This window comes from Leisingera sp. NJS201, assembly GCF_004535885.1.
Classification (GTDB): domain Bacteria; phylum Pseudomonadota; class Alphaproteobacteria; order Rhodobacterales; family Rhodobacteraceae; genus Leisingera.
On record NZ_CP038234.1, the window covers coordinates 2,464,907 to 2,485,815 of the forward strand.

The 20,909-nt window shown below is 61.8% G+C and carries 22 protein-coding genes and 2 pseudogenes; 13 read left to right on the plus strand and 11 right to left on the minus strand.

Annotated features, from left to right (window positions below; all coding sequences use genetic code 11):
• Positions 1–9 precede the first annotated feature (9 nt).
• Complete coding sequence (locus ETW23_RS12180; RefSeq protein ID WP_134830135.1) at positions 10–438, plus strand: VOC family protein; 429 nt, start codon at positions 10–12, stop codon at positions 436–438.
• A 289-nt stretch (positions 439–727) separates the two neighbouring features.
• Here ETW23_RS12180 and ETW23_RS12185 read toward each other — a convergent pair whose 3' ends face one another.
• From ETW23_RS12185 to ETW23_RS12195, 3 genes are all read right to left on the minus strand, one after another.
• Entirely contained in the window at positions 728–1,225 is a 498-nt protein-coding gene (locus tag ETW23_RS12185; RefSeq protein WP_129370461.1) for a MarR family winged helix-turn-helix transcriptional regulator, read from the minus strand.
• Positions 1,226–1,301: 76 nt separating this feature from the next.
• Positions 1,302–1,559, minus strand: coding sequence for a succinate dehydrogenase assembly factor 2 (locus tag ETW23_RS12190; RefSeq protein ID WP_134831310.1), 258 nt, complete (start codon positions 1,557–1,559; stop codon positions 1,302–1,304).
• 7 nt (positions 1,560–1,566) lie between these two features.
• On the minus strand, positions 1,567–1,983 hold the full coding sequence (locus tag ETW23_RS12195) for a helix-turn-helix domain-containing protein (RefSeq protein WP_129370460.1): 417 nt from the start codon (positions 1,981–1,983) through the stop codon (positions 1,567–1,569).
• A 97-nt stretch (positions 1,984–2,080) separates the two neighbouring features.
• On the opposite strand from ETW23_RS12195, the gene ETW23_RS12200 reads away from it, so the two are divergent.
• Entirely contained in the window at positions 2,081–3,283 is a 1,203-nt protein-coding gene (locus ETW23_RS12200) for a pyridoxal phosphate-dependent aminotransferase (RefSeq protein ID WP_134830136.1), read from the plus strand.
• Between the two features lie 15 nt (positions 3,284–3,298).
• Positions 3,299–3,712, plus strand: a complete 414-nt coding sequence (locus tag ETW23_RS12205) for a hypothetical protein (RefSeq protein WP_134830137.1) — start codon at positions 3,299–3,301, stop codon at positions 3,710–3,712.
• 21 nt (positions 3,713–3,733) lie between these two features.
• On the opposite strand, the gene ETW23_RS12210 is transcribed toward ETW23_RS12205, so the two are convergent.
• Positions 3,734–4,510, minus strand: coding sequence for a hypothetical protein (locus tag ETW23_RS12210; protein WP_134830138.1), 777 nt, complete (start codon positions 4,508–4,510; stop codon positions 3,734–3,736).
• A 211-nt stretch (positions 4,511–4,721) separates the two neighbouring features.
• Here ETW23_RS12210 and ETW23_RS12215 point away from each other — a divergent pair, with 211 nt between their 5' ends.
• The gene (locus ETW23_RS12215) at positions 4,722–5,585 is read left to right on the plus strand and encodes a delta-class carbonic anhydrase (RefSeq protein ID WP_134830139.1); all 864 of its coding nucleotides are present in this window, start codon (positions 4,722–4,724) and stop codon (positions 5,583–5,585) included.
• A 125-nt stretch (positions 5,586–5,710) separates the two neighbouring features.
• On the opposite strand, the gene ETW23_RS12220 is transcribed toward ETW23_RS12215, so the two are convergent.
• The 3 genes and pseudogenes from ETW23_RS12220 to ETW23_RS12230 form a co-directional block, all read right to left on the minus strand.
• On the minus strand, positions 5,711–6,694 hold the full coding sequence (locus ETW23_RS12220) for an SDR family oxidoreductase (RefSeq protein WP_134830140.1): 984 nt from the start codon (positions 6,692–6,694) through the stop codon (positions 5,711–5,713).
• 143 nt (positions 6,695–6,837) lie between these two features.
• The gene (locus ETW23_RS12225) at positions 6,838–7,281 is read right to left on the minus strand and encodes a nucleoside deaminase (protein ID WP_348773143.1); all 444 of its coding nucleotides are present in this window, start codon (positions 7,279–7,281) and stop codon (positions 6,838–6,840) included.
• Between the two features lie 83 nt (positions 7,282–7,364).
• Positions 7,365–8,716: pseudogene (locus ETW23_RS12230) on the minus strand (MATE family efflux transporter).
• 152 nt (positions 8,717–8,868) lie between these two features.
• On the opposite strand from ETW23_RS12230, the gene ETW23_RS12235 reads away from it, so the two are divergent.
• Complete coding sequence (locus ETW23_RS12235; protein ID WP_134830142.1) at positions 8,869–9,519, plus strand: TIGR02453 family protein; 651 nt, start codon at positions 8,869–8,871, stop codon at positions 9,517–9,519.
• Positions 9,520–9,523: 4 nt separating this feature from the next.
• Here ETW23_RS12235 and ETW23_RS12240 read toward each other — a convergent pair whose 3' ends face one another.
• From ETW23_RS12240 to ETW23_RS12250, 3 genes are all read right to left on the minus strand, one after another.
• On the minus strand, positions 9,524–10,438 hold the full coding sequence (locus ETW23_RS12240) for a nickel/cobalt transporter (protein WP_134830143.1): 915 nt from the start codon (positions 10,436–10,438) through the stop codon (positions 9,524–9,526).
• 1 nt (position 10,439) lies between these two features.
• Positions 10,440–11,075: a DUF1007 family protein gene (locus ETW23_RS12245; protein WP_134830144.1), complete on the minus strand. Its 636-nt coding sequence runs from the start codon at positions 11,073–11,075 to the stop codon at positions 10,440–10,442.
• A gap of 184 nt (positions 11,076–11,259) precedes the next feature.
• Positions 11,260–12,675 (minus strand): pyridoxal-dependent decarboxylase, encoded by a 1,416-nt coding sequence (locus ETW23_RS12250; protein WP_134830145.1) that lies wholly within the window; start codon positions 12,673–12,675, stop codon positions 11,260–11,262.
• Between the two features lie 407 nt (positions 12,676–13,082).
• On the opposite strand from ETW23_RS12250, the pseudogene parE reads away from it, so the two are divergent.
• The 8 genes and pseudogenes from parE to ETW23_RS12290 all read left to right on the plus strand — a co-directional run bounded on the left by parE (position 13,083) and on the right by ETW23_RS12290 (position 20,357).
• Positions 13,083–15,040, plus strand: a pseudogene (parE, locus tag ETW23_RS12255) (DNA topoisomerase IV subunit B).
• Positions 15,033–15,881 carry a hypothetical protein gene (locus ETW23_RS12260; RefSeq protein WP_134830146.1) on the plus strand — a complete coding sequence of 283 codons (849 nt, stop codon included), beginning with the start codon at positions 15,033–15,035 and terminating at the stop codon, positions 15,879–15,881. The pseudogene parE and the gene ETW23_RS12260 overlap by 8 nt, the downstream one beginning before the upstream one ends.
• 279 nt (positions 15,882–16,160) lie before the next feature.
• Positions 16,161–16,628 (plus strand): GIY-YIG nuclease family protein, encoded by a 468-nt coding sequence (locus tag ETW23_RS12265; protein ID WP_134830147.1) that lies wholly within the window; start codon positions 16,161–16,163, stop codon positions 16,626–16,628.
• A 480-nt stretch (positions 16,629–17,108) separates the two neighbouring features.
• The gene (locus tag ETW23_RS12270; RefSeq protein ID WP_134830148.1) at positions 17,109–17,873 is read left to right on the plus strand and encodes a hypothetical protein; all 765 of its coding nucleotides are present in this window, start codon (positions 17,109–17,111) and stop codon (positions 17,871–17,873) included.
• A 29-nt stretch (positions 17,874–17,902) separates the two neighbouring features.
• Positions 17,903–18,559 (plus strand): DNA-3-methyladenine glycosylase I, encoded by a 657-nt coding sequence (locus tag ETW23_RS12275; RefSeq protein ID WP_134830149.1) that lies wholly within the window; start codon positions 17,903–17,905, stop codon positions 18,557–18,559.
• An 18-nt stretch (positions 18,560–18,577) separates the two neighbouring features.
• On the plus strand, positions 18,578–19,258 hold the full coding sequence (locus ETW23_RS12280; RefSeq protein ID WP_134830150.1) for a hypothetical protein: 681 nt from the start codon (positions 18,578–18,580) through the stop codon (positions 19,256–19,258).
• A gap of 149 nt (positions 19,259–19,407) precedes the next feature.
• Positions 19,408–19,842 (plus strand): DMT family transporter, encoded by a 435-nt coding sequence (locus tag ETW23_RS12285; protein ID WP_129370444.1) that lies wholly within the window; start codon positions 19,408–19,410, stop codon positions 19,840–19,842.
• The gene (locus tag ETW23_RS12290; RefSeq protein ID WP_134830151.1) at positions 19,839–20,357 is read left to right on the plus strand and encodes a hypothetical protein; all 519 of its coding nucleotides are present in this window, start codon (positions 19,839–19,841) and stop codon (positions 20,355–20,357) included. The genes ETW23_RS12285 and ETW23_RS12290 overlap by 4 nt, the downstream gene beginning before the upstream one ends.
• 61 nt (positions 20,358–20,418) lie before the next feature.
• Here the strand turns inward: ETW23_RS12290 and ETW23_RS12295 are convergent, their stop codons facing one another.
• Complete coding sequence (locus ETW23_RS12295) at positions 20,419–20,736, minus strand: polymer-forming cytoskeletal protein (RefSeq protein WP_129370442.1); 318 nt, start codon at positions 20,734–20,736, stop codon at positions 20,419–20,421.
• Positions 20,737–20,909 lie beyond the last annotated feature (173 nt).

Sequence of the window (20,909 nt, forward strand, 5' to 3'; positions counted from 1 at the left end):
GAATCGCCGATGCCCCTCACATATCTGCACACCATGGTCCGAGTGAAGGATCTGGAAAAATCCATGGCATTTTACACTCTTCTGGGCCTGCGCGAGACCCGCCGCTGGGAGAATGATCAGGGCCGGTTCACCCTGGTCTTCATGGCCCCGCCGGGCCAGGACGAGGCGCCGCTGGAACTGACCTGGAACTGGGACGGCGATGATGCGCTGCCTGATGACAGCCGTCATTTCGGCCATCTCGCCTATGGCGTTGATGATATCTATGCCGCCTGCCAGCACCTGATGGACAATGGCGTCACCATCAACCGCCCGCCCCGCGACGGGCATATGGCCTTTGTCCGCTCCCCCGACAATGTGTCAATAGAACTGCTGCAAAACGGTGAGTCGCTGGCACCGGCAGAACCCTGGGCCAGCATGGAAAACACCGGCAAGTGGTAGAGTAACACCCCGTTCCGCAACGCAAATAACCCGGCGCAGCACCGGTTTGGTGCTGCCCGTTCCGTGCGGCATCTGCATCCGCCTATTGGTTTCCTGCAACCCTCAAACCCGGTAACAAGGGCGGCCGCTTCTGCAGCCGTCTGCCATGGACCTTCATGCGGATCCTGGCGCTTTGCCCTTCAATACGTCCAGAGCACGGTTTCCCCTCATGCCCTGTCAGCGGCCCGCCGGTGTTTTCCCGGCTTTTGCGGCCCGTTGCCCGCTGGGATTTCACACCCCAACCGGCGGCTTAGTAAATGTAACGGATCTGGTCAGACCAATACCGCTCCATCCGCTTCAGCGCGGTGGAGATATCATCGATCCCTTGGGAGGAGATCACATCCTTGTTCTCCAGGCCTTCCGCATGGCGCGAGAACAGCGCTGAGACGATATCGCGGATTTCCCGGCCCCGCGGGGTCAGGCGGACACGTACCGACCGGCGGTCGATCTCGCAGCGCTGATGGTGCATATAGCCCATCTCGACCAGCTTCTTCAGGTTATAGCTGACATTGCTGCCCTGATAGTAGCCGCGGGTCTTCAATTCCCCGGCGGTCACTTCATTGTCGCCGATGTTGAACAGCAGCAGCGCCTGCACCGCGTTGATCTCCAGCACGCCGACGCGTTCGAACTCATCTTTGATGACGTCCAGAAGCAGACGATGAAGGCGCTCAAGCAGACCCAGCGCCTCCAGGTAGCCAGTCATGAACCCTTTGCGGTCCGTCTGGCCGATTGGCATTTCCATACTCATTCGCATCTCCGACTCGAATTTGCTCTTGAGACAAGATGCCAACAATTCCCCAAAAATCAGTTAAGCCGGTATTTTATTATTTTTGGTACGTTTGCGATATATCGGCAACCAGGGTGCGGAACCGCTCTTGCGGTGCCGCCTGACCGGTGACCCATTGATACAGATCCTGATCATTCTCAAGCAGCAGCTGATCATAAAGATACAGCTGCGCCTCGTTCATCTGCTCAAGATTCGCGGCTGCAAAAGCTGACAGAAGGATATCCATTTCCTTGATACCCCGGCGCATTGAACGCATCTGCAGCCGCTTCAGACGGGTGGCACGGTCTTCCTGCATCCCGGTCTCAGGCAGCTTCAGTTGCCTGGCTTTCATTGACTTGCAGCAGGGTCCGCAGTTTTTTCTCCAAACGCGCCGCGCGATCTGCATTCTGGCGCATCTCGCTGCGCAGATCGCGCAATTCGCTCAGAACGCTTGCGAAATCACCAGCGTCCAGCTCCAGCGGCGCCGGTTCCGACATGCCTTCGCCTTCGCCGGTCAGCAGCCACGACATGGAGACGTTCAACACACCCGCCAGCATGGTCAGCTTGTTGGCACGCGGTTCTGCCAGATCCCGCTCCCAGGCGCTGAGAGTGGATTTCTTGATGCCAAGCCGGCGCGCCAGCTGGCCCTGGGTCATCCCGGCAGCTTCCCGTGCGGCCGCCACGCGGTCGCCGAAAGTTGCTGCATCCGGACCGTACCAGTCTGTGTTCTGCTCCGTCATTGCCAGTTCTCCTAAATCCAGTTTCGACGCGGCTTGATCGCCATCTAGCCGCACCCTATGACAGTTATGCGAAACATACAAACCAAGGCCATAGCCCATGTCTTTCCTGTCCGAGACCTTATCCCGCGTCAAACCGTCACCGACCATTGCAATGACCGCAAAAGCCGCCGAGCTGCGGACCGCGGGACGCGACGTCATCGGCCTCAGCGCCGGCGAGCCGGACTTTGACACGCCGCAGAACATCAAGGACGCAGCGGTCGCCGCCATTGCCGCGGGCAAGACCAAATACACCGCCCCCGACGGTATCCCCGAGCTGAAGCAGGCGGTCTGCGCCAAGATGAAGCGCGACCACGGGCTGGACTACACACCCGCGCAGGTGTCGGTCGGAACCGGCGGTAAACAGACGCTGTACAATGCGCTGATGGCGACCCTGAATGCGGGCGACGAGGTGGTGATCCCTGCCCCCTATTGGGTCAGCTACCCGGACATGGTGCTGCTGGCCGGCGGCACGCCGGTGATTGCCGAGACCTCGATCCAGACCAATTTCAAACTGACCGCCGATCAGCTGGAGGCCGCGATCACCCCGAACACCAAATGGTTCATCTTCAACTCCCCCTCCAACCCCACCGGTGCGGGCTACAGCCGGGACGAGTTGAAGGCGCTGACGGATGTGCTGCTGCGCCACCCGCATGTATGGGTGATGACCGACGACATGTATGAACACCTGGCCTATGACGGGTTCGAATTCTGCACGCCCGCCCAGGTGGAACCGGCGCTGTACAGTCGCACCCTCACCTGCAACGGCGTCTCCAAGGCTTATGCGATGACCGGCTGGCGCATCGGCTATGCAGCAGGCCCGGAGAACCTGATCGCCGCCATGCGCAAGGTGCAATCACAATCCACCTCCAATCCTTGCTCGGTCAGCCAATGGGCCGCGGTCGAGGCACTGAACGGCACCCAGGAATTCCTCGTCCCCAACAACGAAACATTCGTCCGCCGCCGCGACCTGGTGGTGCGGATGCTGAACGAAATCGACGGCATCTCCTGCCCGACGCCGGAAGGCGCCTTCTATGTCTACCCGTCGATTGCCGGGCTGATCGGCAAGACCACGCCCGCAGGCAAGGTAATCGAAACAGACGAGGATTTCGCCACCGCGCTTCTGGAAGAGGCCGACGTCGCGGTGGTGTTCGGTGCCGCCTTCGGGCTGTCGCCGAACTTCCGCGTCAGCTACGCTACATCCGACGCAGCGCTGGAGACGGCCTGCAGCCGCGTCCAGGCCTTCTGCGCCTCGCTGACGTAAACAGGAGAACAAGACATGAGCGCCGATCTGCCGGACTATTACTTCCGCGTCCGTGAAAACGGCGCTTTTGTCTTTCGCGTGGACACCGAGAACCGCCAGCGGCGGATCGAAATGGACCAGATCGCCGTTGTGAATATCCGCAACGGCGAGATCAAACCGCATGGCCAGCGCGAATTGTCCGAACAGGACATCGCCGAGATCAAATCCTGGATGGAAGACCGCGCTGCCACCATTGCCGCCCGCGATACCGACGATATCCACCGCGCCATCGATCACCTGAACCTTACCGCTCATTGGGCCAACAGCCGGGCTACGGATGCGCAGCTGGAAGACGTCACCGACGCTTTGCTGCTGGCCATGCACGACCTGCGCGGCGTGCTGGTGCGCAAAAAGGCCGACCGGCTGATGAAGGACCGAAGCGGGGAATGACCTCCCGCCCGCCCGGATGCTTCAGCCGCAGTACAGCGACCGCACTGAATAAGACCGGAACCGGGTCTCCGCCCGCCCGGGGGCCGGGTCTTGCAGGCCTGCCTGGCGCCTGGGCAACAGCGGGTTGCCCAGCACAAACCTTCTGCGCTGCCACAACTGTTCTGCCGTTCCGGCCTCAGGCGCGCGCAGCCCCAGCCGCAACTGCAGATGCAGGCTCCATCTTTCATGGCGGTCACCACCCAGGCGGAACAGCTGCCGGCTGTCCTGCAGCGGTCGGGGCACCGGCGCCGGCCCGTCCAGACTGGCAACCTGACAGATGTACTGCTCCTTGACCGCGGCCTCCAGATAGGCGCCGCTCCGCGTCAGGGTGATCTTGTGCCCGCCTTTGATCCCTGCCCCGCGGATGGCAAATTCCAGCACCTCCGGCAGCTTGAAGATCCGCGTTCCGGGTCCGAAAAGCCGCCCCTCGCCCTGCCAGCCTGATCCGCTGGCAAAATGCAGCAGGTAACGGCCCGGCGGCACCAGCACTTTGAAGAACGCACCGCCCTTGAAATAGGCTGCCAGCGCCTCCTCGCCGCTGTCTTCGCTGCTTAGCACCAGATAATAATCCGCTCCCGGCGGGCTTTTCACCTGCAGTGGAAACACGGCCGGCAGTCCGGTTTTGTTCCACATCAGCCCGCTCCGGGGCCGCTCAGTCTCTGCCGCGGCGCCCGCAGCCAGGGCAATCAAAACCAGGCAGGCCAGCAAAACGCCCCAAAGAGACGCCGGAAAAACAAAAGCGGGAACGGAATTTGCCATTGCAGGTGCCTCCTGACTGCCGGTGCGGTGATCCTGCCAAGTGTACCACACCGCTTCAGCGAATGCAGATCAACCCTTAGGGGATTAATTTTGCATTTACACAATCAAAGTATCACTTCAGGATTGTTATCGCCTGGACAGCCCCGCAGCCGAAAAAAACGCGGTGCACCGGTACGTCCCGCTTATGTTCTCAGTTACAACAGGAATCCTCATGCAAAAACCTATTCTGTCCCTGGCCGCCGCCACTGTTTCAACACTGCTCGCCGGGACCGCAGCCCATGCCGCCGGCGCAGGCGCCGTTGCGGACAGTGTGATTGCCGAACAGCGCGCAGCCCTCGCGGCCAAGACCAAGGGCGCCGGCTTCGGCCCCCAGTCGCCACGCGACATAGACGCCGCCGCTGGCAGCAACACGCGCAGTTTCCAAGCGGCACCGGACTATGCGGAAATGAACCTGTGCAACATCCACTTTCACGAAAACGCCGAACACCGCGGCGGTGACTTCACGACTTTCGCCGGCAATGGCGACGGCCACGGCTATGGCACCGGCTACAAATACGACGGCACGCTGACCGCCGCAGAACTGGCACCGCTGGATCACCCCGTCGGTGCCACCGCGCACGGCGACCTGCAGCCCGGCGACACGATCGAGGTGCATTACGTCCACTCCACCGCCCAGGTGCAGCCCGGCCCGACCCTTGGGTCCTGTCTCAGCGACGCGATCAAGAACCCGCAGCTGCGGGTCGAGGCACAGGTTTTTGTGCTGGTGAACGACGAAAATGCGCTCGACTTCAACACGCTGGCCTGGATTGGCAAGGCAAACGGGCTGCATCAGGCCAGCAATATTCCCAGCGATACCGGTACCCCGGTGCAATATGCCGGCTCCACCACCGGCCCCGGCTATAACGAGGACGGTTCGCCCTTCCAGGTCTCCTGGAGCGTGCGCCCCAAGGTCGCCAAGGTGAACATTCATTCCGTCGCCAAATGGCTGGAAGGCAATGTCTTTATGGAGGATCACGCCCACGGTGTGCGCAATCTGGTGATGAACCCGGATCTGCTGTCGGACATCAGCCACTAGAAACGGCCGCGCTAAGGCGCTGATTGCTTGTCCGCCGAATCCCCCCACGCAGGACAAGCCAAGGGCTTCGCGCTGCCCGCGCGAAGCCCTTTTTTCTTTCAGACTGACACGCGGTCCGTTGCGGCTCAGGACGCCGTGGCGGCGGCGGCGTCTTTCATTGCATCGACGCCTTTCTTCCACAGGTTGCCCTGCCACAGCTCCTCAAGGCCAGTTTCGCCGCTGGCGCCCTTGGTGGTCAAATAGTCATAATAAGAGGTCGGCTTGTGCCCGGTGATGTTATAGAAATCCGGGCTGCAGCGGGTGTAGAAGCCGTTTGTCAGATACTCAAAGAACTCGGCGCGGGTGCTGCCGAAATCGGCCTCGAACTGCTCCATCGACTGGGCGCGGTACGCGATTTCCTTGCCCATCGCGCGGCCCAGATCAGCGGCGATTTCCGCCATCGACTGCGGCGCCGGGCCGGTGATGTCATAGAATTTGTTGCCATGCCGCGCGGGGCCTTCCGCCAGCACCACCGCCGCTGCCTCGGCGATGTCGCGGGTAGCGACAAAGGAATTTCGCATATCTCCCAGCGGGTTGGAGAACCAGCCCTCGGCTCCGATGGTGTCGCAATCGGTCTTCAGCAGGTGATTCATGAAAAAGTTGTTGCGCAGCGCGGTCACGTTCAGACCCGCGTCAATCAGCGCCTTTTCGCCCCACCAGTAATGCTGCAGCATCAGCGGAATACCTGCGCCTGCGCGCGAGGCATGGGTATCCGCATCATAATCGGCGGTGTTGGTATCGGCGCCCATGCAGCTTATGCGCACCACATGTTTGATCTGGTTCTTGCGGCCGCCCAGTGCCTTGGCAAAGTTCAGATGCCCCTCCAGCATCGGGTCAAGCGAGGCGGAATAGACCGCCGAAACACCGTCCAGCGCCGCATCCCAGGTGGCCGGTTCCGACAGGTCGAACTTCACCACCTCATCGGCGCCCAGCGCGGTCAGCTGGTCTGCCTTGGCTTCGCTGAAGTAGCAGGCGCGCACGGTGAAACCGCCGGCGGCGGCCAAGCGGGCGACCAGTTCCCGGCCGATACGGCCGGTGGCCGAGGTGATCAGAACGACGGGTTTGGACATGGGGGATCCTCCTGCTGCCGCGCACCGTCCGAACGGCGCGCGCAAATATTGCCAATCTGCGCAGACCCTACCGCAAAAGCCTGGTGCCAAGCCTCCGAAACCCGACGCAAAATGCCATGGTTTCGCCAGACCTCAGGCCGCTGTCACTCGGCGATGTCTTCCGCCCACAGCTCCGGCCTTTCCCGGATGAACAGCTCCATCAGCGCGATGCAGTCCGGATCCTCGGCAATCACCACCTCGACACCGCGCGAGCGCAGGAATTCCTCGTTGCCGCCAAAATTCTGCGTGTCGCCGATCACCACCCGCGGGATGCCGAACTGCACAATGGTACCACTGCACATCATGCAGGGCGACAGCGAGGTATAAAGCACCGTATCGCGATAGGATCTCTGCCGCCCCGCCTTGCGCAGCGCGTCCATCTCGCCGTGGGCAATCGGATCGCCCTTCTGCACCCGCTGGTTGCGGCCCTGCGCCACCACCTGGCCCTCCCGCGCCAGAACAGACCCGATCGGGCAGCCGCCCTCGTCAAATCCCGCCCTGGCTTCTTCATAGGCAATGCGCAGCAGGCGTGTATCGTCGTCGGTCATCATCAGGAACCGCCTCTTATTGAATGCAAATTAGCTGTTCAGGAAGCCTGCCGAGTTGCCCGCAATGGGTCAACCCCGCCCGCTCAGACTGCCGCAGCGCCCACCAGCTTGATCGACTGCCGCCAGAACCGGGCCATCAGGAAGACGCCGGCGGTTGTAAGCCCGGCGATCAGCCCCACCCAGACACCAACGCCGCCCCATTCCAGCAGAAAACCAAAGACATAAGACGCAGGAATCCCGACGGCCCAATAGCTGAGCACTGCAATCACCATCGGCACGCCGGTGTCCTGCACTCCGCGCAAAAGCCCCAGGGCAATGGCCTGCATTCCGTCCATCAGCTGAAACAGCGCCGCCGCCGCCAAAAGCCCGGCACCGATCAGCAGGATCTCCGTCTTCTGCGGATCAGCCGGATCCAGGAACAGCGACATCAGCGGGTCCGGAAGGGTCAAAAACAGAGTGATCCCAACCACGGACACCACCAGCGACATCACTGTCACAACCTTGCCGCCGCGCGCCATATGGTCCCGGTCACCCCGGCCAAAGGCATTGCCTGCCCGGATCGTTGCCGCATTGGACAGTCCCAGATGCACCATGAACGTCAGCCCCGCCAGCGAGATCGCAATCCCGTGCGCAGCCAGCGGCACCGTGCCCAGCCACCCCATCATCATGGCTGAGGCCGCAAACAGGCTGGTCTCAGCCAGGGTGGTCAGCCCGATCGGCGTTCCCATCCGCAACACCTGCCCCAGCATCTCCCAGTCGGGGCGCTGGAAATTCTTCAGCAGCTCATGCTCCGGCAGCACCTTCAGCGCATAGGCCAGCACCAGCACAAAGGACACCCCGTTGGTCACCAGTGACGCGATCGCCGCCCCGGTGATGCCCAGCTCCGGCGCGCCCCAGTTGCCAAAGATCAGCGCATAGTTCACCAGCGCGTTCAGCACCGCCCCGAACACTGACAGCCACAGCACGATCTGGGTCCGCTCCAGCGCCGCCAGATACGACTTGGCCACCATATACAAAAGCGCCGGAAAGATCGCCCAGCCTGCAATCCGCAGGTATTCAGCCGCCGCATGGGCGATATCCGCCTGCTGCCCCAGCATCAGCAGAATAGGCTCCGACCACCACAGCAAGGGCATCGCCAGCGCACCATAAAGCAGCGACAGCCACAGCCCCATCCGGGTGCTGCGCCGGATCTGCCGCTCTTCCCGGCACCGGCTGCCGCCGCCACCATCGGCATTACCGCAAAGGCAAAGCCGGACCCTAAAAGGAAGATGGAAAAGAAATAGGTTGCCCCCAGCGTCACCGCCGCCAGCGCCTCCACCCCGTACCAGCCCAGCATCACGGTATCGGTCAGGCCGATTGCAAACTGCGCCACATGGCCGCCGATCAGCGGCAGCCCAAGGATGGCTATCGCCCTGGTATGGCCGCGCAGGGACATCTCGGTGTGTTTGGGTGCGAATGTGCTCATACAGCCAGCCTTAGGCGGGACAGTCATTCCCGGCAAGAGCGGAGTTTCCTTGCCCCTGCACAGGTCTATGGTGATATCCTGCACAGGAGGATTTCCCGCCTGCCGCCCAGGAGCCATTCCCGATGACCAACGCCTTTGCCCAGCTGATCCCCGATGCCCGCGCCTTTCTGGCGGCGCTTTCGCAGAACAACAGCCGGGACTGGTTCACCGCGCATAAGGACAAGTATGAGGCCCAGCTGAAGTCTCCCGCGCTGCGGCTGCTGGACGAAGTTTCCCAAGCGATCAGCCTGCGCAGCGGTGCCGAAGTCACGGGCAAATTGTTCCGCCCGCAGCGCGACGTGCGGTTTTCCAAGGACAAGACCCCCTACACCACCCATCTGCACCTGATGTGGACGCTGAACAGCAGCGGCTGTGCGCTGTTTTTCGGGCTGGCCCCGGATTATTGCACCGCAGGCGGCGGCATCATGGGTTTCAGCAAGCCGCAGCTGCCGCGCTGGCGGGCGGCCATCGACGGCGCCTATGGCGACGAGGTCGCCGCACTGACGGACATTCTGGCGCTCAAGGGCTTCGCCGTCAAAGACCCGGAACTGAAACGCGTGCCCTCCCCCTATGGCAAAGCCCACCCGCACGGGCACCTGCTGCAGCGCAAGTCCCTGACCTTCTGGCGTGGGATGACTGCGCGTGAACAAGCCGCCCCGATGCAAGCCCTGATGTCAGCCTATCTGATCCAGGAGCCGATGTTTGCCCTGCTGGACAGCGCCCTGACCGCGTGATCCTTTAAAATGCCCGCAGCATGATCTGGACCGCCAGCACCGCCACCACTGCGCCTGCGGCGATCTCCAGCACTGCCGCTGCCCGCAGCGCGCCCGTCCCTTGCAGCTGCGCCAGCGCGCCCTTGCGCAGGGTGACCGCCGCCGCCGCCACCGCCACAGTCACCGCTGCAGTGCCAAGCCCCATGGCAAAGGCGCCGGCAACCCCGGCCCACAGCACCCCCATGCGCCAGGTCAAAAGCAACAGAAACACCGCCCCCGTGCAGGGCCGCAGTGCCACCGCGCCGATGATTGCCAGCGCGTCGCGCAGCGAGGCGACACTGGCCGCCTCCTCCGCGGTGGGCCCGTGCCGGTGCCCGCAGGCGGCACAGGCGTCTCCCTGTTCAGGATGGTGGTGATGCGGGTGTTGCCCTTCCGGCCCGCCACCCCGGCTGGCCATCAGCCGCCGCGCCCCGCGCTGCAGCAGCCACAGCCCCACCAGTGCAATCAGCCCGTAGGACAGCGGCGCCAGCACATCCTCGGCCGCACGGGTCAGCTGCTCCCGCCCCCAGTCCAGCAGCAGCAGCCCGCCGGCCACCAGCAGCACCGCAGTGGCCGCCTGCGCCAGCGAAGACGCCACAGCCAGCCCGGCCAGCCGCGCCAGCGGCACCGGCTTGCCCATGCCATAGCCGCCGATCACCAGCTTGCCATGCCCCGGCCCGGCGGCATGAAAGAACCCGTAGGCAAAACACAATCCAAGCAGCGCCGTCAGCGCTCCGGGTTCACCGGCCCGCAAGGCCCGCAGCCCCCGCGCCATAGCAGTCTGCGCCTCGCGCTGGCCTTCGCCCGCCCAGGCGGCCACAACGCCGGCGCCGCCGAAGCCCCACAGCCAGGCGGCGGAAACCGCAACAGCCAGCACTGAAACTGCGAGAAAAGCCCGCACCTTACGCCCCGCAGCTCAACTGCACGGTATCCGCAAATGCCGCCCCTACCTCAGGATACGCCGCCTCTGCCTGTTCCGCGGGCATCGCATAGAGCAGCTCTTCAACTTTGGTATAGGCCGCGTCCAGATCCGGCGGGGTGACATGGCCTTGGCAGCCGCCTGAAACCTTCAGCCCGCCGGTCAGGGTATAGGCCGTGTAATACGTCGGATCATAGGCCTTGATCATCACCCCGTCCGCGGCCTGCGGCTGCGCCAGAACGCGCCGGTGGCGGGTGGTGATGCGCCCCTCGGCGACCTCGGTGGACAGATGCTCCGGCGCTCCCAGCGCCAGCGCAGCACCATCCCGGGTCAGATAGGTGTCGCCCTGAAACCCCTCGGTCCAAACCATGTCGAACCCCTGCAGCCCGGCCAGTTCCGCGGCTGTCAGCGCGCCATCAAAATCGCCGTCCAGCCCCCGGTCCTCGAAAATCAGCAGTGAATAGAACTCGTCATAGGCCCAGGTGATCTCCACGGCCTGCAACTGCCCGGCATCCGAAACAATCACCTTCAGCGCGGTATCGACAAAAATATGCGGATGCGATCCGGCGCCCTGCGGCACCAGAAGCGCAAACGAAAGCAAAGGAACAAAACGTTTCATAGCCACAGCTTTACGCCCCAATCCGCGCCCCCGCAACAGCCGCGCACCTCACCGGCAGTCTTCAGCCCGCCCGCTTCTTTCTGGCCGGAAATACCCTGGGGTGAGGCCGGAAGGCCGAGGGGCAACGCCCCTTCTTGCAACCCGAAACCGCAAAAGCCCGCCGATTGCCGCCCGATCCGCCGAGTTAACCGGCAGCCTCCCGCGCCACTGCCGCAATTGCCGCCCGCACATCCGCCTCGCGGCTGCGGTGGTTGGTAATCGCCGCGCGCAGCATCACCCGGCCTTGCGAACGGGTGGTGGAAAACACCGCCTCGCCGCTCTCCTGCAGGGTCTGGGCAACCCGCGCATTCACTTCTGACTGCGCCTCCGGCGGCAGATCGCTGCGGGCTGTGAACACGCAGACATTCGACACCACCGGCGCGCCCAGCGCCATATCGGGCTGCGCCTCAACTTGCGCCGCCATATATGCCGCCAGCTCGCAATTGCCGGTGATCGCCTCGCAGAAAGCTGCCTCGCCATAGGTCTCCAGCGCGGTCCAGACCTTCAGCGCCCGGTTGCCGCGGCTCAGATCGATGCCGTAATCACAGAACCATGGCTCGCCGCCCGCCAGCCCGCGCTCGGCCCCCTCCAGATAGGATGGCCGCGCCGAAAACGCCGCCCGGTGCTCGTCTTCGTTACGCAGCAGCGCCATGCCGCAGTCATAACCCACATACATCCACTTGTGGAAATCCAGCGCAATACTGTCGGCCCGTCCGATCCCGTCGGACAAAGACCGCCAAGGCTCAGCCGCGATCCGTGTCCAGGCGCCGAAAGCCCCGTCCACATGCAGCCACAGGCCCAGTCCGGACGCCGCATCGGCCAGCGCATTCAAATCATCATACAGCCCAAGATCCACCGATCCGGCTGTCCCCACCACCAGAAACGGCAGCGCCCCGGCAGCCTTGTCTTCCGCCACCATCGCCGCCAAAGCCGCGCAGTCGATCTGCCCGCCAGCCAAAGGCACCTTGCGCAGATTGTCCGAGCCGATGCCCAAAAGCTCCACCGCCTTCAGCGTTGCATTATGCACGCCCTCGCCCGCATAGGCCGTCAGCCGCACGTCACCCTGACCACGCTGGCGCAGGTCCTTCATCACCCGCAGCCGTGCGGCCTGAAAGGCTATCACCGTGGCCTGCGAGGTGCCCGTGACCAGCAGCCCGCTGGCCCCATCAGGCATCCCCATCTTGCGGCGCGTCCAATCCACCACTGCGCGCTCCATGTAGTTCGCGCCGTGATCGCGCCCGCCCATGTTGGCATTGACCGCCGCCGCCGCGACCGAAGCGATCAGATCCGACGCCAGTCCCGACCCCTGCACCCAGCCCCAGAACCGCGGATGGGTGTTGCCGCCGTGATAGGGCAGCACGTCGCGGATGATCCGGTCCACTGCCGCCTGCGGCCCCTGCGCCTGCGCTGTCACCGCATAGCGCGCATCAATATCCTCAGGCACCGGCTGCCAGGGGCGCTCCGCAGCTTCCTGCATCTGATCCAGCGCCGCCCCCAGCATCCGCTGCGCCTCCGCCCGGAACGCCGCCCAGTCCTGCGTTTTGATCCCCTTGTCAGCCACTTGGCGGCCCTCCTCATACCATTCGCTGGCCGAGGTGTAGCCCGCAGCCCCCTGCACCGCACGGAGAATATCGCCGCACCCGGATTACCGGAACCTACTTTCGATGGTTTGAAAACTATCTGCCCTTCAGCCCGCCGTCTGAAAAGTTCCACTACCCCGCAAACCATTCCGCCCGGCGGCACGCCCCTCAGCCCTCGACCGCCCCGTCCCGCCCGAGGCACGCTTTCAACATGACGGCGGGGGCTTACCCCCGCCTGCGGCCAACAGATGCCCTGACCGCTCTACTCCCTGACCTTAGCAGACCCCCAAGCCGCCTTATCCACAGCCCCTTGCGTCCCTCTTCCACCCGGCCCCGACACCTGCCATAATGGCTGCCAATCAACACCAAGGAAGAGCAGTTCCCGCACATGGCCGACGACCTCCTCAGCACGCCTGCAGCCGACACCTATGACGCCTCCTCGATTGAAGTTCTGGAAGGGCTTGAGCCGGTCCGCCAGCGCCCCGGCATGTATATCGGCGGCACCGATGAGCGCGCACTGCACCATATGGTCGCCGAGATCCTCGACAACTCGATGGACGAGGCCGTCGCGGGCCATGCCAACCGTATCGAAGTCACCCTGAATGCGGATTATTCCGTCACCATCACCGACAACGGCCGCGGCATCCCGATCGACCCGCACCCCAAGTTCCCGGACAAATCCGCGCTTGAGGTGATCCTCTGCACCCTGCACGCAGGCGGCAAGTTTTCCGGCAAGGCCTACCAGACCTCCGGCGGTCTGCATGGCGTCGGCTCCTCGGTGGTGAACGCTCTGTCGGATTCGCTGGTGGTCCAAGTGGCCAAGAACAAGGAGTTGTTCGAGCAGCGCTTCTCCCGCGGCCTGCCGCTGGGACCGGTGGAAAAAATCGGCGCCGCCCCCAACAAGCGCGGCACCTTCGTGACCTTCCACGCGGATGAGCAGATCTTCGGCTCCCACCGGTTCAAGCCCAAGCGCCTGATGACCCTGGTGCGCTCCAAGGCCTATCTGTTCTCCGGCGTCGAAATCCGCTGGAAAACCCACATTGACGACGGCGAAACCCCGGCCGAGGCCACTTTCCACTTCCCCGGCGGATTGCGCGACTACCTGAGCGAAGTCCTGGGCAAATCCTCCGTCTATGCTGACGCGCCCTTTGCCGGCAAGGTCGAGTTCCGCGAGAAGTTCAACGCGCCGGGTTACGTCGAATGGGCGATCAACTGGACGCCTTCGCGCGACGGCTTCACGCAGTCCTACTGTAACACCGTCCCCACCCCGAAGGCGGCACCCATGTGGCCGGTTTCTGGGCCGCGATCCTCAAGGGGATCAAGGCCTACGGCGAGCTGGTCGGCAACAAAAAGGCCGCGCAGATCACCCGCGACGACCTGATGGCCGGCGGCTGCGCGCTGATCTCCTGCTTCATCGCCGACCCGGCTTTCGTGGGCCAGACCAAGGACCGCCTGTCGACCGAGGCGGCCTCGAAAATGGTGGAAAACTCGGTCCGCGATCACTTTGACAACTGGCTGGCCGCCGACACCAAATCGGCCGGCGCCATTCTCGATTTCCTTGTCCTGCGGGCCGAGGAACGCCTGCGCCGCAAGCAGGAGAAAGAGACCCAGCGCAAATCCGCCACCAAAAAACTGCGCCTGCCGGGCAAGCTGACCGATTGCACCTCCAAAGACCGCTCCGGCACCGAATTGTTCATTGTCGAGGGCGACTCGGCCGGCGGCTCAGGCAAGGGCGCGCGCAACCGGGTCAATCAGGCGCTGCTGCCTTTGAAGGGCAAAATCCTGAACGTGCTGGGGGCTGCCTCCAACAAGATCGGCACCAACGCCGAAATCCGCGACTTGTGCGAGGCGCTTGGCGTCGGCACCGGCACCAAATTCAACCTCGACGATCTGCGCTATGACAAGATCATCATCATGACCGATGCGGACGTCGACGGCGCCCATATCGCATCATTGCTGATGACCTTCTTCTTCACCCAGATGCGCCCGCTCATTGACGGCGGCCATCTCTACCTCGCCTGCCCGCCGCTGTTCCGCCTGACCCAAGGGGCGAAACGCGTCTATTGCCTGGACGAGGCCGAGCGCGACAAATGGCTGGAAAAGGGTCTGGGCGGCAAAGGCAAGATTGATGTCTCCCGCTTCAAGGGTCTTGGCGAAATGGACGCCAAGGACCTGAAAGAGACCACGATGGACCCCACCACCCGCAAGCTGATCCGCGTCACCATAGACGAGGACGAACCCGGCGAGACCGGCGAGCTGGTCGAACAGCTGATGGGCAAAAAACCCGAGCTTCGCTACCAGTATATTCAGGAGAACGCGAAGTTCGTGGAGGAGCTGGATGTTTGATGTTTTCTCCACCATATACGCTCAAAACAGTGAATTTATAAATGGAGTTGCTAGCACCGTAACAATTCTCGGATTTATTTTCGGTCTCTCAAAGAGAAATAACGACAAGCAAAAGAGAATTTTTTATCAGTGGGTAAGGCAGGAAAGAATAAGTTTTGACTTGCCAGCAGGATTCGAAGCAGAGGTTTTCAACGTTACAGGAGGCGGAAAAACTCTGATCACGGACTTCATTACACTCTCCAATCGAACCGATGTAACGGTTACAGATGACGACTTCGTAAACCGTCCAACCTTCAAAAAGAAAAATAGTTCTACAATTTTTGCATCACAAATTGTGGATACGAACAACGGCGCGCACGCTCAGGTCGATGATATAGGTGACGGGATCCAAATTTCTAAAATTTGCATTCCAAGAAACACCGCACTCACTGTTTATTTAGCTCATGATAGCGCGATTGAAAAAGGAATAGATGCGACCACGAAAGACTTACCTGATTTAACCCAAAGATCTTTCAATAAATTGCACGACACCTTTCTGTTCACCCTACCATTTTTTCTTGCTTGGATGGCTAGTTTCACGGGCTTCTTTGTATGGGGCCTCAAAACCGCCTCCGAATTTCAAATTCCTATTTGGTCATACTTAATTTTTATACCTTTCCTTGGCGCACTCCTTATTGCTTCGCTTCAAATCTGCGCGGAAACACTTCCACGGATAGTTGGAGAATTCATCGAGAACCGTTTTTCACGAAACAAAGACGAAACGCGTCATGCAGCTAAAAACGTTAGACAGGAAGTGGAAAGGCGTCTTGCGCTGCAAAATCAAGACCTCGAAAAGGCTTGACCCAAAGATAATTCTAGAATCGCAACTTTAACTTGATTATTTGAACACACTTAACTCTTTCTCAGTAATTGTTGTTTCCGGTACGCAACTACGCAAAGAGTCACACTCCAAAATGGTGTCCTGGGTGCGTTTTCTTGCCCCCGTCCCCGCAACACAAGGCCCGCGCCTGACCTTGGGGAGGCGTGAAGCGCCTTCCCGGGGGAAGGTCAGGCGCGGGCCGTGCCGCTGCGCGCCACGTCCCAATTGGGCAATACTTGCCAACCAAAGAGAGGTCTTTAAATGTCATCCGCCGACTTCGATTCCTTTTGTCTTCGCGCCAAAGAGAATTTTGATACGCTGCTCAACCAGGAAATCTTCCTGATGAGCGCCAGACCAAAAGGGTTAAACATCCCAGCGATCTACGTGTTTTACGAGGACAAAAATCCCGTTTACGTCGGACGGACCAACAAACTGTCTCAGCGCCTGCAAGCCCATGTAGCTTTGTCGCACAACTCCGCTTCCTTTGCTCTGAAGCGCACAAGGATGCGGCATGAGGAGATTCGAAAGGCGACATACAAAAAGGTCCTGAGCAGGTCCGATATCGTGAACCATTCCATCTATGGCGCAACGTTCAGCGAGGAAATTCAGAAGATCAGAGACATGAGCTTTCGTTTTCTCAAAGTCGAGAACCACATCGAACAGTACCTGACAGAACTGTATGTAACGATGGCTCTGGATCTAAGCACAGACGGGTTTGATAACTCGTAGACACAGACCGAGCCGCACCACCCATCACGGGCGTTGCGCCAAGCCCCAACCCACCGCACGCCCCGCTTGCGCGCCCTTAATCCCGCTCTGCCATACTCCAATCCGTCGCGACCATCGGTGCGGACTGACACCCCGCTACCGACCAGGAGATACGGGACCCCCCAAGACCACCTCTTCATCGGGTGCAGGGGTTCTCCGCAGACCGAGAGCTTTCGAGCGGACATGGGGATTTGCGATCCCTTGCCGGCCCTCCGCCATCCTGGCGGCGCCGCCACCTCTTACCCGGCCTATCCATCCGGCCACAGCACGTAACGGCCCAACCGGCCCCCGGAACAGCAAACCACCCGGACAGAGGCACCCCTCGCGTCCGGCCAAACCCATGTGCGCCGCCCGCCGCATGACACATCCGTGATGCCTGTTGCCTGAAACCCCCTTCCCTTCCTATGGTCAGGCCAGCCAATCACAGCAAAGAGACCGGGCATGAATTTCATCGCAAACAACCAGCTGCCCCTGCTTTTGCTGTTCTTCCTTGCGGGCCTCATCGGCACCATCTTCCTGTTCCGCAAACCGGCCGGCCACCGCGCCTGGAAACTGGCCGATCTCGTCTGGGTGGTGCTGGGCGGCTTCGGCGCGCTGGTGGCGGTGATCTCCGGCATCTACGCCGCCGACAGCTCCAAACTCGAACGCCAGATCGACATCGCCTATGCCGCCACGGCGGCCTTTGACCGCGACGCCGCCCGCTTCCGCCTTCGGTTCTGCGACCCCGCCTATGACGCCGACATCGCGGTCTTGTGCGAAAAGGTCGAATTCCTCTCCGCTTCCACCGCAGGCAACGCCGAACTGCCTCTGTTTATCGCGGTAACAAATGAGGTGGCGCCGCTGCAGGGCCTCAACTTCCTGTTCGGCACCGGCGGGGACGACATGGAAGAGATGAAACACATGGAAGCCAAGGCCAGCGCATTCAACCCGGAAGCGTTTCTGGTCTTCACCTCGCTCGACGCCCCTGCCCAGGCCGCCGTCGACAACATGCGCCGCAAGGTCCCCGCCATCGCAGGCGACTACCTTATCATCGCGCGGGCCTATGACGACCTGATCACCCATGTGTCCAAGCTGAAGGACGAATGGGAATACCTGCAGGCCAATGCCCATATCCTGGTGCTGCAGATCATCGCGCTGTGCCTCGTCAGCTTCGCCGCCCCCTTCCGCCTCGGCAAATCCATTGTCGAGCTGCGCCGCCCCCGCTAACCTCACCGGAACGCCACACCGGAGCCGCCATGCGATCCTTTGACGACATCCGCGCCATCTCCGCAGACCGCCACGGCGGGCCGGAGGCGCTGGAGGAAAAACTCGCCAAACCCGACCCCAAGGTCGCGGATCTGCCCGAGGACCGCTGGCTTGCCACCATGACCAAATGCATCTTCCAGGCGGGCTTCAGCTGGAAAGTGATCGAGGCCAAATGGGACGGCTTTGAGGAGGTCTTTCACGGGTTTGAGCCCGGCCCTTGCGCCTTTATGGCTGAAGAGGAATTCGACCGGATCCTGCAAGACACACGGATTGTCAGAAACGGCGCCAAACTGGCCACCGTGCGCGAAAACGCCGCCCTGCTGATGGAGCTGCGCGCGGAGGGCGGCGCGGGCCAGGTGCTGGGCGGCTGGCCCTCCACCGACTACATCGGGCTATTGGACATGCTCAAAAAGCGCGGCAGCCGGCTGGGCGGCAACACCGGCCAATACGCCATGCGCTTTGCCGGGCGCGACAGCTTCATCCTGTCCCGGGACGTCACCGCCCGGCTGATCGCTGAAGGCGTGATCGACAAGCCCGCAACCTCCAAAACCGCGCTGAAATCCGTGCAGGCTGCCTTCAACACCTGGATGGAGCAATCGGGCCGCTCGCTCACCGAAATCAGCCGCGTTCTGGCGATGAGCTGCTGACCGGATGGCAATGCACACATGATCCGCGCCCTGCTTCTTGCCCTGCTCGCTCTCTCCGCCTGCGGCCGCCCGCTGACAGAGACCGAGCGCGCTTATCTGGCCGGGCTGCACGGGTCCAGCCTGAACGCCGGCAAGGTGCGGATCGTGCGCGGCGCCCCTGTGGGGGCGGTCACCTTCCGCCGGATGCCGCGCCCGCGTGTCACCTGCCGCGAACGTATCCTGCCGCCGGTCACGGACGAGGTCGTCACCTCTTCCCCCGCTGCGGTGGCCCTGTTCAACCGGATCTTCTTTGCCAAAGTCTGGTACACGGAAAACTACCTTCCCGACTATCCGGACAAGCTGCACCTTGTCGAGGCGATGCTGCTCGCACATGAAGTCACCCACGTCTGGCAGTGGCAGAACCGCAAGCAAACCGGCTATTCGCCGCTGCGGGCTGCGGCAGAACACGGCCAGAACCGCGACCCCTATCTGTTCGATCTCGAGGGCGAACCGGATTTCCTCACCTATGGCTTTGAGCAACAGGGCGCCATCATTGAGGAATACGTCTGCTGCCGCGCCCTGGCCCCGCAGGCGGCACGCACCCGCCGGCTGCACGGGATGCTGAAAGCAGCGATGCCCGTCAGCGCCCTGCCGCAAAACCGCGAAAGCGATGTCTACCTGCCCTGGAAGGACGCCGAACTGCGCGGCATCTGCGACTGACCCCGTCGTTTTCTTGCACTTTTGACGGCCCCGGAAAATCAAATTTGCCTCAAATTTGCCAGGGCCGGAATCCGCGCCGCAACGTAGCACTTGTTTTGCCAAGAGATTTCCGGTCACAACTCTCGCAAGCAATCTTCAGGAGCCGCTCGATGACACAATACGCCCTCATCATGCTGGCCGCGGGCCTTGGCATCCCGGTGCTGGCCGCCCTGAATGCAGCCCTGGGCAAGCTGATCGGCTCCCCCGCCTCAGCCGCTGTGGTGCTGTTCCTGATCGCGCTGATTGCCACGATCCTCTATTGCCTGATTGTTGGCCCGCAAGCCCTGGCAAAAATCCCAGCCGCGCCCAAGCACCTGCTGCTGGCAGGCGTTCTGGTGGCCTTCTACGTACTGTCCATCACCCATGTCGCGCCGCATTTCGGGGTTGGTAATGCGGTATTCTTCGTGCTGATCGGCCAGTTGATTTCAGCTGCAGCCATCGACCACTACGGGCTGTTCGGCGCCCAGATCAGCCCCCTGACCCTGACCCGCACAGCCGGAATTTCGGTAATGGCGCTGGGGGTCTGGATCACGCAGATGGCGTGAAACGCAAAAACCGGGAAAAGAACAAGACTGCCGTTGCCCTTGCGGCAGATCAACGCTTCCAGCAAGAGCAACGAGACATGACAAAGCGCCTTCTCACTTATGCCGCTGCAGTCTTGGCAGGATTTCTAACCTGGGTTTTCTTCACGGTAATGGAAGCGATGAACCCGTTTCTTCCCTGGCAGTATCCGGCTCTCGCTTTGTTCACCGGAATGTCCTTCCCTGGCGGAGCCACACCAGGCCTGCACTTCCTGAACCATGTGGCAGAAACCTGGTTTCCCTTCTTGGCTGCATTTCTCGCCGCCAAAGTATTGACGCGGAAGCGAGCAAGGTTCCTGGGCGCGCTCACCTTGTATGCTGCTTTTCTGGTTTGGTCCCTTGCGATGGCCGTGCTGGTCAGCAAAGGGGTCCCATTGGAGACCATATTCACGATCGGCCTTTTGGGAACCCTTGCTGGAGGGGCTGTTTTTTACCTGCGCTCAGTTGACCCGATCCGCCCTTCAAAATACGCGGATTAACTGGCCAAGGTGAGATCAGCCCAGGCTGACAGCAGGCTAGCGGATTTTTTCACCCGCACCTCTAACCCTTACCGGTGATCTTGATGTTGCCTTCCACCTGCGCACCGCTTTCGGTGGCCATGCTTTGGGCAGACACATCCGCCTTCACCTGCGAACTGGAGGCAAGCCGCAAATCCTCGCATTGGATTCTGCCGCTGTAGGTGCCCTCAACGGTCACCGATTGCGCGCTCAGCGCGCCGTCAACCGTGCCGCCCTGATGCACCGTCACCGCCTGCGCCGAAAGGTCGCCAACCACCCGGCCGCGGACCTCGACGCTGCCTTTGCTGGAGGTGATATTGCCCTCAACAGTCACATCTTTTTCGATAACGGAATTCACCACGTCTCAGCCCTTTCTGCGCATTCCCGGCCAGCCTAACCTGCCAGCTCCGGTTTGAACACCTGATAGCAAACCCCGGCACCCGGCCATAGCCCGCTCCCGGCACCGCCGGCAAGGTTCCGCCTGCCGCTGCCTGCCCCGCTTTCACCTTTTCGAAAATACTCTCGCCGAAGGCA

What these genes read in the sequence shown, in the direction of transcription:
- ETW23_RS12180 (WP_134830135.1), top strand. Translation starts at nt 10, where the DNA reads ATGCCCCTCACATATCTGCACACCATGGTCCGAGTGAAGGATCTGGAA.
- ETW23_RS12185 (WP_129370461.1), bottom strand. Translation starts at nt 1,225, where the DNA reads ATGAGTATGGAAATGCCAATCGGCCAGACGGACCGCAAAGGGTTCATG.
- ETW23_RS12190 (WP_134831310.1), bottom strand. Translation starts at nt 1,559, where the DNA reads ATGCAGGAAGACCGTGCCACCCGTCTGAAGCGGCTGCAGATGCGTTCA.
- ETW23_RS12195 (WP_129370460.1), bottom strand. Translation starts at nt 1,983, where the DNA reads ATGACGGAGCAGAACACAGACTGGTACGGTCCGGATGCAGCAACTTTC.
- ETW23_RS12200 (WP_134830136.1), top strand. Translation starts at nt 2,081, where the DNA reads ATGTCTTTCCTGTCCGAGACCTTATCCCGCGTCAAACCGTCACCGACC.
- ETW23_RS12205 (WP_134830137.1), top strand. Translation starts at nt 3,299, where the DNA reads ATGAGCGCCGATCTGCCGGACTATTACTTCCGCGTCCGTGAAAACGGC.
- ETW23_RS12210 (WP_134830138.1), bottom strand. Translation starts at nt 4,510, where the DNA reads ATGGCAAATTCCGTTCCCGCTTTTGTTTTTCCGGCGTCTCTTTGGGGC.
- ETW23_RS12215 (WP_134830139.1), top strand. Translation starts at nt 4,722, where the DNA reads ATGCAAAAACCTATTCTGTCCCTGGCCGCCGCCACTGTTTCAACACTG.
- ETW23_RS12220 (WP_134830140.1), bottom strand. Translation starts at nt 6,694, where the DNA reads ATGTCCAAACCCGTCGTTCTGATCACCTCGGCCACCGGCCGTATCGGC.
- ETW23_RS12225 (WP_348773143.1), bottom strand. Translation starts at nt 7,281, where the DNA reads ATGACCGACGACGATACACGCCTGCTGCGCATTGCCTATGAAGAAGCC.
- ETW23_RS12235 (WP_134830142.1), top strand. Translation starts at nt 8,869, where the DNA reads ATGACCAACGCCTTTGCCCAGCTGATCCCCGATGCCCGCGCCTTTCTG.
- ETW23_RS12245 (WP_134830144.1), bottom strand. Translation starts at nt 11,075, where the DNA reads ATGAAACGTTTTGTTCCTTTGCTTTCGTTTGCGCTTCTGGTGCCGCAG.
- ETW23_RS12260 (WP_134830146.1), top strand. Translation starts at nt 15,033, where the DNA reads ATGTTTGATGTTTTCTCCACCATATACGCTCAAAACAGTGAATTTATA.
- ETW23_RS12265 (WP_134830147.1), top strand. Translation starts at nt 16,161, where the DNA reads ATGTCATCCGCCGACTTCGATTCCTTTTGTCTTCGCGCCAAAGAGAAT.
- ETW23_RS12270 (WP_134830148.1), top strand. Translation starts at nt 17,109, where the DNA reads ATGAATTTCATCGCAAACAACCAGCTGCCCCTGCTTTTGCTGTTCTTC.
- ETW23_RS12275 (WP_134830149.1), top strand. Translation starts at nt 17,903, where the DNA reads ATGCGATCCTTTGACGACATCCGCGCCATCTCCGCAGACCGCCACGGC.
- ETW23_RS12280 (WP_134830150.1), top strand. Translation starts at nt 18,578, where the DNA reads ATGATCCGCGCCCTGCTTCTTGCCCTGCTCGCTCTCTCCGCCTGCGGC.
- ETW23_RS12285 (WP_129370444.1), top strand. Translation starts at nt 19,408, where the DNA reads ATGACACAATACGCCCTCATCATGCTGGCCGCGGGCCTTGGCATCCCG.